At 69.0% G+C, this 13,670-nt stretch carries 12 protein-coding genes; 10 read left to right on the forward strand and 2 right to left on the reverse strand.

From position 1 onward, the window contains the following. Positions 1-27: 27 nt before the first annotated feature. Entirely contained in the window at positions 28-1,278 is a 1,251-nt protein-coding gene (locus tag ACGFI6_RS36595; RefSeq protein ID WP_393126969.1) for an ABC transporter substrate-binding protein, read from the reverse strand. A gap of 68 nt (positions 1,279-1,346) precedes the next feature. Then, entirely contained in the window at positions 1,347-2,534 is a 1,188-nt protein-coding gene (locus ACGFI6_RS36600; protein WP_393126971.1) for an ROK family protein, read from the reverse strand. 124 nt (positions 2,535-2,658) lie between these two features. On the opposite strand from ACGFI6_RS36600, the gene ACGFI6_RS36605 reads away from it, so the two are divergent. The 10 genes from ACGFI6_RS36605 to ACGFI6_RS36650 all read left to right on the forward strand — a co-directional run bounded on the left by ACGFI6_RS36605 (position 2,659) and on the right by ACGFI6_RS36650 (position 13,430). Further along, the gene (locus tag ACGFI6_RS36605) at positions 2,659-3,117 is read left to right on the forward strand and encodes a hotdog fold domain-containing protein (RefSeq protein WP_393126973.1); all 459 of its coding nucleotides are present in this window, start codon (positions 2,659-2,661) and stop codon (positions 3,115-3,117) included. 27 nt (positions 3,118-3,144) lie between these two features. Beyond that, a complete protein-coding gene (gene eis / locus ACGFI6_RS36610) occupies positions 3,145-4,302 on the forward strand; it encodes an enhanced intracellular survival protein Eis (RefSeq protein ID WP_393126975.1) in 1,158 nt (385 codons plus the stop codon). A 73-nt stretch (positions 4,303-4,375) separates the two neighbouring features. Further along, complete coding sequence (gene ruvC, locus ACGFI6_RS36615) at positions 4,376-4,972, forward strand: crossover junction endodeoxyribonuclease RuvC (RefSeq protein ID WP_393126977.1); 597 nt, start codon at positions 4,376-4,378, stop codon at positions 4,970-4,972. Beyond that, positions 4,969-5,571: a Holliday junction branch migration protein RuvA gene (gene ruvA / locus ACGFI6_RS36620; RefSeq protein WP_393126979.1), complete on the forward strand. Its 603-nt coding sequence runs from the start codon at positions 4,969-4,971 to the stop codon at positions 5,569-5,571. The genes ruvC and ruvA overlap by 4 nt, the downstream gene beginning before the upstream one ends. A gap of 3 nt (positions 5,572-5,574) precedes the next feature. Continuing rightward, entirely contained in the window at positions 5,575-6,627 is a 1,053-nt protein-coding gene (gene ruvB, locus ACGFI6_RS36625; protein ID WP_393126981.1) for a Holliday junction branch migration DNA helicase RuvB, read from the forward strand. Between the two features lie 238 nt (positions 6,628-6,865). After that, a complete protein-coding gene (gene yajC, locus ACGFI6_RS36630; protein WP_393126982.1) occupies positions 6,866-7,315 on the forward strand; it encodes a preprotein translocase subunit YajC in 450 nt (149 codons plus the stop codon). Positions 7,316-7,411: 96 nt separating this feature from the next. Further along, entirely contained in the window at positions 7,412-9,163 is a 1,752-nt protein-coding gene (gene secD, locus ACGFI6_RS36635; protein WP_393126984.1) for a protein translocase subunit SecD, read from the forward strand. Continuing rightward, positions 9,163-10,350 (forward strand): protein translocase subunit SecF, encoded by a 1,188-nt coding sequence (gene secF / locus ACGFI6_RS36640; RefSeq protein ID WP_393126986.1) that lies wholly within the window; start codon positions 9,163-9,165, stop codon positions 10,348-10,350. Before secD ends, secF begins: the two co-directional genes overlap by 1 nt. Next, positions 10,350-10,889 (forward strand): adenine phosphoribosyltransferase, encoded by a 540-nt coding sequence (locus ACGFI6_RS36645; protein ID WP_393126996.1) that lies wholly within the window; start codon positions 10,350-10,352, stop codon positions 10,887-10,889. Before secF ends, ACGFI6_RS36645 begins: the two co-directional genes overlap by 1 nt. 174 nt (positions 10,890-11,063) lie before the next feature. Then, complete coding sequence (locus tag ACGFI6_RS36650) at positions 11,064-13,430, forward strand: RelA/SpoT family protein (RefSeq protein ID WP_393126987.1); 2,367 nt, start codon at positions 11,064-11,066, stop codon at positions 13,428-13,430. The last annotated feature ends 240 nt before the right edge of the window (positions 13,431-13,670 follow it).

A 13,670-nucleotide genomic window follows, 5' to 3' on the forward strand; every position in this document is an offset into this window, starting at 1 on the left:
AGCGTTCCCGCCGCCTGAGGCCGGCGCTCACTTGCTCTGCTCGGCGGCCAGCGCCGTGTTCATGGCCGCGGCCATCGCGGTCGCAGCCTGCTGCGGGGACTGCTGACCCGTCCACGCCTTGCCGAGGATCTGCGGCTCCTGGGATGCCCAGGCGTCGGTGTTCTTCGAGACCGGGTAGGGGACCGAGACCGCGATCTCGTCCACCAGGCTCTGCAGGTGGTACTGCGGAACCGACGACACCCAGGCCTGAGCCTCACTCGTGTACGCCGGAATGACGGTGCCGCTCGCGGCCCGGACCGAGGCCGCCTCCTTGCTCCCCATGTACTTGACGAGCTTCCATGCCTCGTCCGGGTGCTTGGTCTTGGCGGAGATCGCCTCCGACAGGCCGGTGGAGATCGTCGCGCGTACCTTGCCACCGGGCAGGGCCGCCACATCGAACTTCTTGGCGGTGTCGACCTTCGCGAACGTACCGGCGAGCCAGTTGCCGCCGTACAGCATCGCCACCTTGCCGGACTGGAACATCTGCACCGGATCGGTGTCGGTCATCTGCTGCAGACTGGGCGACTGCCCGGCCGCGATGAAGTCCGTCCAGTACTTGATTCCCTCGACGGCCGCGGGGCTGTCGTACCCGGAGCTTCGCCCGTCGGAGGAGATCACCTGGCCGCCTGCCTGCGCGATCGTGTTGTAGAAGTTCGACTGGCTGTTCAGGTTGGCCGCGATGCCGTACGTTCCGGTCGCCTTGTTCGTCAGCTTCGCCGCTGCTGCTTTCGCGTCGGCCCACGTCCAGGTGTCGCTCGGGTACTTCACCGAGGCCGCGTCGAACAGCGACTTGTTGTACCAGAGCCCGATGGTCGTGTTGTCGCGCGGCATCCCGTACTGCTCGCCCTTGAAGACGAAACTGTCGGTGACCGGCTTCGCGAAGACACTCATGTCGACCTTGTCCTGCGCGATGTTCTTCGAAAGCGGGAGCAGCACGCCGTTCGAGGCGTAGAGCTGGAAGTTCGGGGCGTTCATCCACATCACGTCCGGAGCCGCACCGCCGGACGCGGCGGCCTTGAGCTTCTGCCAGTACTGGTCCCACGGGGTCACCTGGATCTGGACAGTGACTCCGGGATTCGCCTTCTCGAAGTTCTGGACGATCCGTTCCTCGGACGGTTTCATCGACACGTCCCAGATCGCGAGGGTGAGGTCGACCTGGTCGCCGCTCGCGGCATCGTTGCATCCGGCAGCCATCAGCAGGGCTAGTGCGGTCAGGGCCGGCAGGATCTTGGTGCGCATGGGTCACCTCTCGACGAAAGAGGCGCCGGAGCCGAGCAGCTCTATTTATGCCTCTTTGAGACATAATGTCAGCGGCGCGGCGATTTCGTCAACGTGGACTGGGCATTCAGCTCCGGGAGCGGCCCGCGGGTCGGCGCCAGCAGCTGGTCGAGCTCGTCCAGGGCGAGGCAGACTGCGCCGAGAGCGACGCAGTCGGAGCCGAGCGTGGAGGCCCGCAGTTCGGGTACGTTGCCCGCCACCTGTTCGAGGGCTTCCACCAGCGGTTCCAGGATCACGTCCGCCGACTGCGAGAACGCGCCCCCGATGACGAGCAGCTGCGGGTCGACGACCGCGATCGCGATCGCGGCGGCCAGCGCCAGTTCCGCGACGTACCGGCGAACGGCCGCCCTCGCCGGCCGGCTGCCCGCGCGCGCCGCGGCGAAGACCTGCTCGGCGCGATCCCTGATCGGCGTGCCGTCGGGCACCGCGGAGCATTCGTGCAGGTACTCGATCGCGGCCTCCCAACGCACCATCGGCAGGGTGGAGAGGTTGCCTGCGGCACCGTTGAAGCCGCGTCGCAGGGTGCCGTCGATGATCGTCGACAGGCCGGTCCGCCGGCCCGCCTGCAGAAGGACGACATCCGGTACGTCGCGGGCGGCTCCCCGCCGGTGCTCCGCGACTGCCGCGAGGTGAGTGTCGTTCTCGACGATCACCGAGGCCGTACCGGTGCCGCGGAAATGCGCGGCGAGGTCGATGCCTTGCCAGTCCGCTATGGCCCGCGAGCTTCTGACGTGTCCGTCGCGGTCCACCACGCCGGTCGTCCCGACGCCGAGCGCCCAGATCGCCGACCGGTCGACCTCGGCGTCGGCCAGACAGCTGGACAAGGCGGACTCGGTGGCCTGCAGCCGCCCGCGCCGGCGAGTTGCCGGCGTCACGGTCGCGCGGCTGGTCGCGATCACCTGGCCGGACAGATCGGCGAGCACGGCCCGGACGCTGTGCGCACCGATGTCGATTCCGCCTATGTACCCTGCCTCGGCGCGGAACCGGTAGGTGCGGGCCGGACGTCCGCGCGCTCCGGCGCTCAGCTGTTCCTCGACCACCCAGCGCCGCTCGATCAGGCTCTGCAGCACCTTCTCGACAGCGGTCCTGCCCAGCCCGGTCCGCTCGACGATCTCGGCGACCTTGGTGTGCCCGGACTTCCCGAGCGCGGCCAGCACCGCGCGCTCGTTCAGCTGGCGAAGTCGCGACGGGTCTGCGCCGTCGGAGCTCGTGTGCATCGGTGGATCCCTTCGGCCTTCCGGTCTCCCCGGTCTCTCCGTCTGGGCACGGATCGCACCCGCGACCTCAGGGTAGGGCGAACGCTCTTCACAGCAGATGTGACTCGTGAGTAACATTCGGGGTATGAGTCAGGTGCTGGGGTTGTGGGAGCGGTTGCGGGTGGTGCCCGGTGGGGAGCGGGTGTTTTCCTGGGGGTTCACCTGGAAGGCGCCGTACTTCCGGTCCGTCCGGCCGCGGTTCGTGCAGGTGAGTCCGAACTATGCGGCGCTCCGGTTGCCGAAGCGGCGGGCGGTGCTGAACCACATCGGGACCGTGCATGCGATTGCCGTGTGCAACGGTCTGGAGGCGGCGATGGGTGCGCTGGCCGAGGCGACGATCCCAGCCGGCAAGCGCTGGCTGCCGAAGGGCATGGAGGTTGCGTACCTCGCCAAGTCGACGTCCGGCCTGACCTGCTCGGCGGAGACCGATCCGGACAGCTGGACGGCAGGTCCCGAGGTGCCGGTGCAGGTCAAGGCGATCCGCGACGACGGCACCGTGGTCGTCGAGGGCACCATCCACCTGTGGGTAACCGACAAGAAGTAGACCGGTCGTTCGACGTAGGGTCTGCGGGTGACTGAACTGCGGGTGGTGGACGTCACCGAGGAGCAGCTCGACTCGGTGTGGCGGGTACGGATCCGGTCGTTCGGCCCGGGGGGTGACCGGGACGAGTGGAAGAAGAACGCGCGGGCGTTCATCGCGGACCGGCGGATCCTCGGGGTCGTCGACGGCGACGAGCTGATCGCGGCCGCGCGGATCTGGCCGTTCGAGCAGTGGTGGAACGGCCGGAGCGTACCGATGGGCGGTGTCGCGGGCGTCGTCGTCGCGCCGGAGTACCGCGGCCGTGGTGTCGGCAGCCTGATGATGCGCGGAGTGCTGCAGCGGTGCGTCGAGAAGGGGTACCCGCTGACGGCGTTGTATCCCGCGACGACCGTCCTCTACCGCCACCTCGGGTACGAGTTCGGCGGCGGGCAGTACAAATTCTCGTTACAGGCGGCCGATCTGCGGACCCTGGGCGGCAGCGGTACGGCGGTCCGCAGGGCGACCGTCGAGGACGTGGACCGGCTGCTCGAGCTCGCCACGGCGTCGAACGCCGCCAAGCGCACGAGCGGCCCGCTGATCTGGCCGCGGACCGAGATCCTGTCCTGGCTCGAGGACGAGGACACCTTCGCGTACGTCGCCGAGGACGGCTTCGTCGTGTACCGGTGGTCCGACGGCGATCTGGTCGTCGACGAGCTCGTTGCCGGGTCCGAGACGACCGCGCGGGCGCTGTGGGCCACGGTGGGCTCTGGTTCCTCGATCGCGACCACTGTGCAGGCGTACTGCGCGCCGTTCGACCCGATCCATCTGCTTGCCGAGCACGAGGCGCAGGGCGACGCGCGGATCGTTCGGTGGATGCTCCGCCTGGTCGATGCCCCGGCCGCGCTCGCGGCGCGTGGCTACCCGGCCGGTGCCGTGCTCGACCTCGATCTACGGATCGACGATCCCGAGCTGCCGGCGAACTCCGGCGACTGGCACCTGTCGATCGCCGACGGCTCCGCGCAACTGACGCAGGCCGAGCCGTCGGACGGTGCGCTGCGCCTCGGTCCGCGCGGACTGGCCGGCCTGTACGCCGGCACGCCGGTGGCTGCCCTGCGCGGCGCCGGACTGATCAGCGGGGCCGGCGCCGCCGACGCAGCGCTGGACGCGGTCTTCGGTGGGCAAACCCCGTACATGCTCGACTACTTCTGACGTCCGGCGCGTCGATTTCATCACTCCGGATGCGGCGGACTAGGGTTGTCGAACAAACGTTCGGAGGTGTTGCATGCGGGTGCTCGGCGTCGACCCGGGACTGACCCGGTGCGGCCTCGGCGTCGTCGAGGGGACACCGGGGAAGCCGCCGGTGCTGGTCGCCGTCGGGGTGATCCGGACGCCGCCCGATCTGGATGTGGCCAAGCGCCTGGTGCGGATCGAGGAAGAGCTCGACGAGTGGATCGCGCGGCACCAGCCGGACACGGTGGCGGTCGAGCGCGTGTTCGCGCAGCACAACGTCCGTACGGTGATGGGAACGGCGCAGGCGTCGGGCATCGCGATGGTGGTGGCGGCCCGCCGCGGGCTGCCGGTGGCGCTGCACACCCCGAGCGAGGTGAAGGCCGCGGTCACCGGATTCGGCCGCGCGGACAAGGAGCAGGTGACCACGATGGTCACCCGGATCCTCAAGCTCAGCGAGCGTCCGACGCCCGCCGACGCCGCGGACGCGCTGGCGCTGGCGATCTGCCAGGTGTGGCGTGGCGGCGTGGCAGGCAAGTTGCAGCAGGCCGCGACCGGCCGGGCGAATCTCGAGGCCCTGGCGCAGGCACAGTCGCGGTTGCAGGTGGCGAGATTGCGTGCCGCGGTGGCGGCGCAGGAAGGCAAGCGATGATCGCGTTCGTACGGGGCCCGGTGGCGGCCGTCGGGGTGGACAGTGCCGTGCTCGAGGTCGGGGGAGTGGGCCTGCTGGTGTACTGCGACCCGGGCACGCTGGCCGGGCTGCGCCCTGGGCAGGAAGCCCGGATCTCCACGTCCATGGTGGTTCGCGAGGACTCCCTGACGCTGTTCGGGTTCGCCGACGACGACGCCCGGAACCTGTTCGAGCTGCTGCAGACCGCCTCGGGCGTCGGCCCGAAGCTCGCCCAGGCCGCTCTCGCGGTGCTGAGCCCGGACCAGCTGCGGCAGGCCGTCGCGACCGAGGACCTCGCCGTCCTGGTGAAGGTTCCGGGGATCGGCAAGAAGGGCGCGCAGCGGATCGTCCTGGAGTTGAAGGACAAGATCGGTGCCCCGTCGAGGACCGTGACCGGCCGCCCGCTGCAGGCGCAGGAGGCATGGCGCGAGCAGGTGCAGGCCGGTCTGGTCGGCCTGGGTTGGTCCGCCCGCGATGCCGAGGACGCCGTGACCGCGGTGTCGCCGCTCGCCGCCGACAACCCGAACCCGTCGGTTCCCGACCTGCTGCGTGCCGCGTTGCGCGTGCTGTCGAAGGCGTAAGCGATGGATGACAACGTCCGTCCGCTGGTCTCCGCCGATGCGGTCGACCTAGAGGAACGCAAGATCGAGTCGGCGCTGCGGCCGCGTTCGCTGGCCGAGTTCGGCGGTCAGCGCCGGGTGAGCGAGCAGCTCGAGCTGGTACTGCATGCGGCCCGCGGCCGTCAGCGCACACCCGATCACGTACTGCTGTCCGGCCCTCCCGGGCTGGGCAAGACCACTCTCGCGATGATCATCGCCAGCGAGATGTCCGCGCCGCTGCGCGTCACGAGTGGCCCGGCCATCCAGCACGCCGGCGATCTGGCCGCGATCCTGTCCGGGCTGGGCGAGGGTGAAGTCTTGTTCCTGGACGAGATCCACCGGATGTCCCGGCCCGCGGAAGAGCTGCTGTACATGGCGATGGAGGACTTCCGCGTCGACGTGATCGTCGGCAAGGGCCCTGGCGCCACCGCGATCCCGCTGGAGATCCCGCCGTTCACGCTGGTCGGCGCGACCACCCGGGCCGGCCTGCTGCCGGGCCCGTTGCGGGACCGCTTCGGGTTCACCGGACACCTGGAGTTCTACGACGCCGCCGAGCTGGAGAAGATCGTGAACCGGTCGGCCGCGCTGCTGGAGGTCGACATCACGCCCGAGGGCGCGACCGAGATCGCCTCCCGTTCCAGAGGTACGCCACGGATCGCGAACCGGCTGCTGCGCCGCGTCCGCGACTTCGCCGAGGTCCGGGCGGACGGGATCGTCACGCTTGCGCTGTCGAAGGCGGCCCTGGACCTGTACGAAGTGGACAAGATGGGCCTCGACCGGCTGGACCGGTCGGTACTGGACGCTCTGTGCCGCCGTTTCGGGGGCGGACCGGTAGGTCTTTCGACGCTCGCGGTTGCGGTCGGCGAAGAACGTGAGACCGTGGAGGAAGTAGCGGAACCTTTCCTGGTCCGATCGGGCTACCTGGCCCGGACGCCGCGCGGCCGCGTCGCCACGCCCGCGGCCTGGCGGCACCTCGGGCTGAAGGTTCCGAAGGGCGCGACCTTCGCGGACACGCTCTTCGACACCGACGAGGACTGAAGGAGTTCTTCTCCAACTGAAGACCGGGCCCCTGGGAACTGCTGCTCGCGCCGGAACGTAGACACTGCGTAGCGAGTAGTAGTGAGTAACTCAAACGTGACCCGGCGTCATGAGGCAGTTGTTGACGCTCAGGGTTAGACTCCCCGGTGGCCTGACCTCCAGGTCGTTCCGCTGCCACCTGCGCATTTGTGCAGGGCACGATCTACAACCGACCCCCGACGAAGGATTCTGAGACCCGATGCAACTCCTCGCCGTACCGATGGCCTCCTCCGGGGGTGGCGGCATCACGCTGCTGCTGCCGCTGATCCTGATCGTCGGAATGATCTGGTTCATGAGCCGCTCGCAGAAGAAGCAGCGCCAGCGTCAGGCCGACACTGTCGCCGCGCTCGCCCCCGGCAGCAAGGTGATCACTACCAGCGGCCTGGTCGGCATCGTCGAGGAGACCGACGACGAGTACGTGACGCTCGAGATCTCCGACGGCGTGCTGGTGCAGGTGGTCAAGGGCGCGATCGGGCGGGTGCTCCCGGAGGAGGACGGCACCGACGACGCGACCGATGCCGCAGACGACGCGGATGCCACGGACGGGCCGGAGGCGGAGAAGGTCGACGTACCGGACGCGCCGGGCGCCAAGGCCGACGGCAAGGTGCAGGACGCGCCGAAGCTGCCGCCGACGCACACCGAGAACTGATTTTTCCGTCCCAACGGCCTACGGCGCGGCGTTCGGCATCCGGTGACGATGCGGTGACGGTACGGCGCGCCCAGAAGTACGAAGGTTGAAACTGACGTGGCATCGACTTCGACATCCCGCCCCGGGCGGAGCCTGATCACCTTGCTGGTGGTGCTGGTTCTGCTGTTCGGGATCATGGCGCTGACCAAGACCTGGAAGCCCAAACTCGGTCTGGACCTGCGTGGCGGCACCACGATCACGCTGACCGCCAGCCCCTTCGACGGCAGCGGCAAGGTGAGCGCCGACCAGCTGAACGAGGCGAAGAACATCATCGGCCAGCGGGTCAACGGCGCCGGTGTCGCCGAGGCGGACATCACCACCTCCGGGCAGAACCACATCAACGTGGCCGTCCCCGGTGCCACGAAGGAATCCCTGGTGTCGCAGGTCGGTCAGACCGCGCTGCTCAACTTCCGGGTGGTGTACGGCGCGCAGCCGACCGCTGCGCAGCCCGTACCGACGCCGGCCCCGACGACGCCGGGCACCACACCGAAGCCGAGCACCACGCCGAAGCCGAGCGCCAAGGTCACGCCGAGCGCCACGGTGAAGCCGTCCAGCACTCCGAAGGGCCGGGCCTGGACAAGCGTGCTGGGGAAGGCCGCCACGCCGACCCCGACGCCGACCCCGAAGGCCAGCGCCACGCCGCAGGCAAGCACGCCGCCGTCGACTCCGCCGGCGAGCAACGACCCACTGCAGTTCACGCCGGACGCGGCCACCCAGGCGGCGTTCGCGACCTTCAAGTGCGAGGACAAGGACAAGCAGAAGGACGATCCGTCCAAGCCGCTGTTCTCCTGCGACCGGCCCGGCCAGACCAAGTACCTCCTCGGTCCGGCGATCCTGGCCGGTACCGACCTGTCGGACGCCTCGGCTGCCATCCCGCAGAACGGCCTGCAGTGGCAGGTCAACCTGAAGTTCACCGGTGACGGCGGCAGCAAGTTCCTGAAGGCCACCACGGCGATCTCGCAGCGCGGCCAGGGCAACAACCAGTTCGCGATCGTGCTGGACGGCGTGACCGTCTCGGCCCCGACCGTGGACAGCCCGATCCCGGGCGGCCAGGCACAGATCACCGGTACCTTCACCGAGGCCGAGGCCCGCGACCTGGCGAACGTGCTGAAGTACGGCTCGCTGCCGGTCAAGTTCGACGTCTCCTCGGTGGAGACCGTGTCGCCGCAGCTCGGTGGTGACCAGCTCTCGGCCGGCATCTGGGCCGGTGTCATCGGCCTCGCGCTGGTCGTCATCTTCTGCTTCCTGTACTACCGCGGTCTCGGCCTGGTCGTCGTGCTGTCGCTGCTCGCGGCCGGACTGCTCACCGGGTCGCTGGTGATCCTGCTCGGCAAGGCGATCGGATTCACGCTGTCCCTGTCCGGGATCGCCGGTCTGATCGTCGCGGTCGGTATCACCGCGGACTCGTTCATCATCTACTTCGAACGATTGCGCGACGAGGTCCGCGAGGGCCGCAGTCTGCGGTCCTCGGTGGAGACCGGCTGGGCCCGCGCCAAGCACACGATCATCGCGGCCGACTCGATCTCGCTGCTCGCCGCCGTGGTGCTGTACGTACTGGCGATCGGCAGCGTGAAGGGCTTCGCGTTCACGCTCGGCCTGACCACGCTGATCGACCTGGTCGTGGTCTTCATGTTCACCAAACCGGTCGTCACGCTGCTCGCCCGGACCGACTTCTTCGGTCACGGTCACAAGCTGTCCGGCTTGGATCCGGCACACCTCGGCGTCGAACGACTGCCAGGACAGACGAAACCGTCGGCGCGGCCGCGCCGGACGCCGTCGACGCGCAAGCCGGTGGGAGGCGAGGTCTGATGTCGAAGCTCGGACAGATCGGTGCCAAGCTGCACCGTGGTGAGGTCTCGTACGACTTCATCGGCCACCGCAAGTTCTGGTTCAGCCTCTCCGCGGTGCTCGTCATCATCTCGCTGGCGGGCCTGTTCGCCCGCGGCCTGGCGCTCGGCATCGAGTTCAAGGGCGGCGTCGAGTACGAGGCGAAGGTCAAGGTCACCGACAGCACGGTGGACGACTTCACCAGCGCGGTGAAGGCGACCAACGCCAAGGACCTCGGCGACCCGGTCGTCACCACGATCAACAACGAGAAGGTCCGGGTCCAGACCAAGCCGTTGCAGCAGGCCGACATCGGCCGGGTCCGGGACGCGATCGGCAAGCAGGCCGGGATCCCGGCCGACCAGGTCACTTCGCAGCAGATCGGCGCCTCCTGGGGCCAGCAGATCGCCGACAAGGCGATCCTGGCGCTGATCGTCTTCCTGGTCCTGGTGTTCGCGGTCATCTGGCTGTACTTCCGCGAGGCGAAAGCCTCGATGGCGGCCATCATCGCGCTGATCCACGACGTCACGATCACGGTCGGTCTGTATGCGCTGATCGGCTTCGACGTCACGCCGGCGACGGTGATCGGCGTCCTGACGATTCTCGGCTACTCGCTGTACGACACCGTCGTCGTGTACGACAAGATCCGCGAGAACACCCGCGGTATCACCGGGTCGAACCGGCTCACGTACTCGGACGCGACCAACCTCGCGGTCAACCAGACCGTGGTGCGGTCGATCAACACCACGGTCACCGCGCTGCTGCCGGTCGGCTCGATCCTGGTCGTCGGTACGGTCGTGCTCGGCACCGGCCCGCTGAAGGACCTGTCGCTGGCGCTGTTCGTCGGTATCGCCATCGGTGCGTACTCGTCGATCTTCATCGCCCCGTCGCTGCTCGCGGTCTTCAAGGAGCGCGAGCCGGGCATGCAGGCGCTGAGCAAGCGCGTCGCCGCGAAGAAGGCACAGACCGCGAAGGTGGCCGCGGCACCGGCCGAGGTCGCCACCGCCGGTGCGCCGGCCGGGGCCGCTGCGCGATCCGTCGTCCAGGACACTGCGCGGAAGTCGGACCGGGCGACCGGTTCGGCCCCCACCCCGTCGTCGCGGCCGATGAAGGCGACCGCTGCCGGGCGTCCGCAGCCGACGCGCAAGCCGCGCTCGAAGCGCGGTAAGTGATGCGGTCGCTGGAGCAGGTCCTCGCCGACGGCATCCGCGACATCCCGGACTACCCGCAGCCGGGGGTGGTGTTCAAGGACATCACCCCGCTGCTGGCCGACCACACCGGCTTCGGCCAGGTGGTCGAGGCGCTGGCCGCCGCCGGGACGGACGACGACGGCAACCCGGTGGTCGACAAGGTGGTCGGGATCGAGGCGCGCGGGTTCATCCTCGCCGCCCCGGTCGCGCTCGCGCTCGGCGCCGGTTTCGTGCCGGTCCGCAAGAAGGGCAAGCTGCCGGCCGCGACGTACGAGGAGTCGTACGCGCTGGAGTACGGCGAAGCGACGATCGAGGTGCACCAGGACGCGTTCACACCTGGCGACCGCGTGCTCGTCATCGACGACGTACTGGCGACGGGTGGCACCGTCGAGGCGTGCCTGCGGCTGATCCGGCGCTGCGAGGCCGAGGTCGTAGGCACGGCGGTGCTGCTGGAACTGTCGTTCCTGCCGGGCCGCAAGCGGCTCGAGGACGAGCAGGTCAGCGCCCTGCTGACCGTCTGAAGCTCCGTCGTGGTGCCCGGATCCGGCGGATCTTGGGTCTGAATTCGGGCAAACTCTGCGTCGCCGGACGATGACCCGGCGTGTTGTCCACAGGCGGTTCTGCCTCGTTGGACGCGGGCCTCTAGACTGGGGGCCTGTCGGCGGAGGGACACAAACGTGGGCGAAGACCCGGCGATGACATCTGCGGTGCCGGACGCCGTACCGCAGGAGCCCCCGCGCGCGCCGTCGCCGGTGCGCCCGGCTCCCGTGTCGCCGCCGGCGCCGCAGCCGCAACCACCGCGGCTCGCGCCGGCCCGGGTCCGCGCCCGGCTCGCCCGTCTGGGCGGCACCCGGCACCCGAACCGGGCCCCGATGCTGGAGCCGCTGTTCCGGGTGGTCCGGGCGACCCACCCGAGGGCCGACCTCGCGATGATCGAGCGCGCCTACCGGACCGCGGAGAAGTACCACACCGGCCAGATGCGCAAGAGCGGCGACGCGTACATCACGCACCCGCTCGCCGTCGCGACGATCCTCGCCGAGCTCGGTATGACCGCGACCACGCTCTGCGCCGCGCTGCTGCACGACACCGTCGAGGACACGCCGTACACGGTTGAGGACCTGACCCGCGACTTCAACGAAGAGATCGCGATGCTCGTCGACGGCGTCACCAAACTGGACAAGGTCCGGTACGGCGAGTCCGCGCAGGCCGAGACCATCCGCAAGATGGTCGTCGCGATGTCCAAGGACATCCGGGTCCTGGTGATCAAGCTGTCCGACCGGCTGCACAACATGCGGACGCTCGGCTCACTGCGCCAGGAGAAGCAGGAGCGGATCGCTCGCGAGACGCTCGAGATCTACGCCCCGCTGGCCCACCGGCTCGGTATGAACACCATCAAGTGGGAGCTCGAGGACCTCGCGTTCTCCACCCTGCACCCGAAGGTGTACGACGAGATCGTCCGGCTGGTCGCCGAGCGCGCGCCGTCCCGCGACGAGTACCTGGCGACCGTGATCGACCAGGTGCACGAGGACCTGCGCTCCGCGAAGGTGAAGGCCACCGTCACCGGCCGGCCGAAGCACTACTACTCGATCTACCAGAAGATGATCGTCCGCGGCCGCGAGTTCGGCGACATCTACGACCTGGTCGGCATCCGGGTCCTGGTCGAGTCGGTCCGCGACTGCTACGCGGCCCTCGGCATCATGCACGCGCGCTGGAACCCGGTCCCCGGCCGGTTCAAGGACTACATCGCGATGCCGAAGTTCAACATGTACCAGTCGCTGCACACCACGGTCATCGGCCCGCAGGGCAAGCCCGTCGAGCTGCAGATCCGCTCGTTCTCGATGCACCGCCGCGCGGAGTACGGCATCGCCGCCCACTGGAAGTACAAGGAGGACCCGACCTCGGTCGTGCCGGCCACGCCGAGCGCCGAGATCGGCGGTCCGAACGACATGCCGTGGGTGCGGCAGCTCGTCGACTGGCAGCGCGAGACGTCGGACCCGTCGGAGTTCCTGGACTCGCTGCGGTTCGAGATCAACAACACCGAGGTGTACGTCTTCACCCCGCGCGGCGACGTGATGTCGCTGCCGACCGGGTCGTCACCGGTCGACTTCGCGTACGCCGTGCACACCGAGGTCGGGCACCGCTGTATCGGTGCCCGCGTCAACGGTCGCCTGGTGCCCCTGGAGAGCACCCTGGAGAACGGTGACGTCGTCGAGGTCTTCACCTCGAAGGCCCAGGGCGCGGGTCCGTCCCGCGACTGGCTGACGTTCGTCAAGAGCCCCCGCGCGCGGAACAAGATCAAGCACTGGTTCTCCAAGGAGCGCCGCGACGAAGCGATCGAGCAGGGCAAGGACGCGATCGCCAAGCAGCTCCGCAAGGAGGGCCTGCCGCTGCAGCGGCTGCTGTCGCACGAGACGCTGACCGCGGTCGCCAACTCGTTGCGCTATCCGGACGTCACCGGGTTGTACGCGGCAGTCGGCGAGCAGCACGTCAGCGCCCAGGCCGTCGTACGGCGTCTGATCGAGACGTACGGTGGTGAAGAGGGCGCCGCCGAGGACCTCGCCGAGGGCATGCGGCTGCCGGCCAGCAAGGAGCGGCGGAAGCGGACCGCGCGCGGCGACGCCGGTGTCATCGTCAAGGGCGCGACCGACGTGCTCTCGAAGCTTGCCCGCTGCTGCACGCCGGTGCCGGGCGACGAGATCATCGGCTGGATCACCCGCGGCGCGGGCGTCTCGGTGCACCGCGCCGACTGCGCCAACGTGGAGAACCTGAAGACCCAGCCGGAGCGGATCGTCGAGGTCGAGTGGGCGCCGACCGCCCAGTCGGTCTTCCTGGTCGCGATCCAGGTCGAGGCGCTGGACCGGGCCCGCCTGCTGTCGGACATCACACGGGTGCTGTCGGACTACCACGTGAACATCCTGTCCGCGGCGCTGACCACCACCCGCGACCGGATCGCCAAGTCCCGCTTCACCTTCGAGATGGGCGACCCGACCCACCTGGGGCACGTGCTCAAGGCGGTTCGCTCGGTGGAGGGCGTCTTCGACGTCTACCGCGTCACGCAGTAGCCGACGGCACGCTCGGTCCGCTGCGGTCGGTCGCGGTTGGGCTGAGTGACCGTGGTTGGGCTGGTCGGTTTGCGGGGGTGAGGACAGCGGCCGGGGGCTGGAGACAGCAAATAGGGGCTCTCGTGTCCGATGTGTGGGTGCTGACCGCGCCGAGTCGTGGCGTTCGGCTGGCCCCCGGTCCACCGAGTCGTGGATCGAGGCTGCGTTTGCCCTGTATTTCACTACCAAGATTCACGACTC

Source organism: Kribbella sp. NPDC048928 (assembly GCF_043197975.1).
In the GTDB taxonomy this organism is placed as follows: Bacteria; Actinomycetota; Actinomycetes; order Propionibacteriales; family Kribbellaceae; genus Kribbella.